This window comes from Flintibacter porci (genome assembly GCF_041925195.1).
GTDB lineage: Bacteria > Bacillota > Clostridia > Oscillospirales > Oscillospiraceae > Lawsonibacter > Lawsonibacter porci.
Window position 1 is genome coordinate 1 of the sequence record NZ_JBHEVB010000036.1, and the last position, 2,596, is coordinate 2,596.

Here is a 2,596-nt window from a genome sequence, read left to right on the forward strand (position 1 = left end):
TGCATTCTGCGGCGCTCGGCGGCCACCGGTGCGGTCACCAGCGGCCACCTTGCGGCGCAGCGGCCACCCGTAATTAGGTGGTCATTTTAGGTTTAATCACCACGGTGTAGTGCTTTGTGGCACGCTTCAGGATGGCGTTAGCGGAGACCTCGTCATTAAGAATCATGGAGCTCCAGCTTGCCGGTTCCCGTTGCGAGCAGATAATGGTGCTCAGGTTAATTTCACACCGCTTTTCCAAAATCTCAAAGAGGATTTTCACTTCACGCTCGTCGGTAATGGTGTGCAGCAGGAAGTCGTCCAGAATGAGCAGAGCGGCACCGCAGATGCTTTTCAAGCGCTTCTGGTATTTCGAGTAGTCCTGTGCTTTGAGCGCTACCAGCGCCTCCAGAAGGGACTCACAGTGGTGGTACTCCACCTTGTAATTGTTGCAGGCAACAATGCCAATGGCCTTTGCCAAATAGGATTTACCGCTGTCGGACGGACCCAGGATACAGACATTCAGACCGGAATCAATAAAGTCCAGTGTGGACAGTGTCTCGGTAATGCCACGGGGCAGATATTCGCGTTCAGCTGAATCAACACAGTTTGTGAGTTCCTGAGGACACCCTCGCAGATGTGCGCTGCACAGACGGCTCAGGATCCGTTTGTTCATCTTCTTCTGGTATTCTGGCTCCACAAGGTTGGCAATTGCCATCAATGGATCAAGCTCAAGAAAGCTCGGAGATCGGTACATTTCGTCCAGTGTGGCAGACATACCGGGCAGTCCCATTTCATTCAGCTCGAACAGAAGCGTGTTAAAGAGTGCTTTCCCGGTGAGCATTACTTGTCACCGCCTTTCCCGTTGCCCCGAGCCAGACTCTGGCTGCGGGAGAGAAGTCTGCTAATATCCATGGACCCCGCATCCATAACAAAAGCACCTTTATTGCGTTCCTCGTTCATGCTGGTATTGTAACCGGAGACTCCCAGATCTTCAGCAACAACCGGAATCGTGTTTTTAATGAAGGTGTAATTTACCTTTCCCAACTCCAAAGCCTGGCGGCAGGTTTCTTCCAGCGCCTGCTTGCTGTATTTCCTGGTAAAGCTCAGGACTCCCTGGCACATTCGGTAAGTCTGGACTTCCAGCTTACGGCTGGCAAGAATGCGCTTAATGACTTTGCCAGTATTTGGACCAATCGTCATGGCCTTTCGAGTGAAGTAGGTACCGTTCCACTCGGAAATTTCCCTGTAATTCGCTGGGAGATGGTTCGGATCCGTAGACCACTGGCTCTTTGCGGTCGCTCTGGGCCATTCACAGATAAGCGCTCCCTCTTTGGAGAAAATCTTTACCATGGTAGCAGAAGCCCGGATAAGCACTTCCTTGTGCAGATAGGCCCGGTCTACGCTGTAATAAGCGTTGTCGAAGCGAACATGGTAATCTGAGGACACCTTGGCCGTCCGGCGCTCCATGTATTCATAAGGAACAGGAGGCAGCGGCATAAGCTCCCTGCGCTCCTCGTCCCAGTAGTAGCGGCGGCTGTGAGGCTTCTTGGTGAACGGGGCACTGTTTAGCTTGTCCAGATGCTTCCAAAGGTCACGGTTGAACTGCTCCAGACTGAAGTAGTCCATTTCCTCCATGTCATGGAAGAAGCCCTTTTCCATGATGCCAACAGCATTCTCTACAGAGCTCTTGTATTTGGGCTTCCTGACCTTGGCTGGAAGAATGACCGTATGGTTGTGCTCGGCCCATTCCGCATAATCCTTGTTAAGCTCCGGGGCGATCCAGTCCCGGTTGGCAATGACAGCCTGCTTGCAGTTATCGCAGACGACCAGCGCCGGCACGCCGCCAAAATACGTCAGAGCATTGTTGTTGACGGCAATCCACTGCGGCTCCTTAGTTGAGATCATTCCTTCGGCATAAATGTACTGGGAATACGGAAGGACGGCTACGAAAACCACAATCTCCACGGTCTCCCCGGTGAGTGGATCCACCATGCGGAAGGTCTTTCCGGCGAAATCCACTTCCATCTTCTGGCCAATGACGGCGTTGAAGTGCAACGACTCTTTGTTTTCCTCACACCACTTGGCATAGTTTTCGCAAAATTGCCGGTATGAGTAGAACTTCAGACCGCTGTCCCGACACTTCTTAGAGTATCGGTTCCAAAGAACCACCAGCGTCATGTTCTTCCGGGAGGACATATCCTTTGCTACGGCTTCATAGTCCGGCAATTCATAGGTAAGATCACGTCCGCTTACCGTGGTGTGCGAACCGTAAACTGCAGAAGCAATGCCGTAGTTGGTGATGCCTTTCGGCAGAGGATAGCTGAGCGTTTTGCACTCTTTGAATGCATTCAGAAAGCTGTTGACACCAGTTTTGCTGACCGAGAGTGTCCTGGCAATCTCTCGACCACTCATGCCGAGAGCGTAATGCTTGATAATGATGTCTTTGTAGTCCAACATACATTACCCTCCATAAAATGTAGATTTCCGCTGTTGCGGATACCATCATTATGGAGAATTTCCGAACTACTTCAATTAGCTGTCTATATTGGGGTGGCCGTTAGGCCGCACAGCGGCCGCTGAGCTCCGCAACCGTGGCCGCTGGCCACCGCCGTATGCA

At 51.9% G+C, this 2,596-nt stretch carries 2 protein-coding genes; both read right to left on the reverse strand.

Features of this window, described 5'->3' with window-relative positions; all coding sequences use genetic code 11:
• Positions 1–73: 73 nt before the first annotated feature.
• Positions 74–820 (reverse strand): ATP-binding protein, encoded by a 747-nt coding sequence (locus ACEVJL_RS16720; protein WP_374738482.1) that lies wholly within the window; start codon positions 818–820, stop codon positions 74–76.
• Entirely contained in the window at positions 820–2,436 is a 1,617-nt protein-coding gene (istA, locus tag ACEVJL_RS16725) for an IS21 family transposase (protein WP_374738483.1), read from the reverse strand. The genes ACEVJL_RS16720 and istA overlap by 1 nt, the downstream gene beginning before the upstream one ends.
• Positions 2,437–2,596 lie beyond the last annotated feature (160 nt).

Bases quoted from the DNA above. Each gene is read 5' to 3' on its own strand.
- ACEVJL_RS16720 (WP_374738482.1), bottom strand. From the start codon at position 820: ATGCTCACCGGGAAAGCACTCTTTAACACGCTTCTGTTCGAGCTGAAT.
- istA (WP_374738483.1), bottom strand. From the start codon at position 2,436: ATGTTGGACTACAAAGACATCATTATCAAGCATTACGCTCTCGGCATG.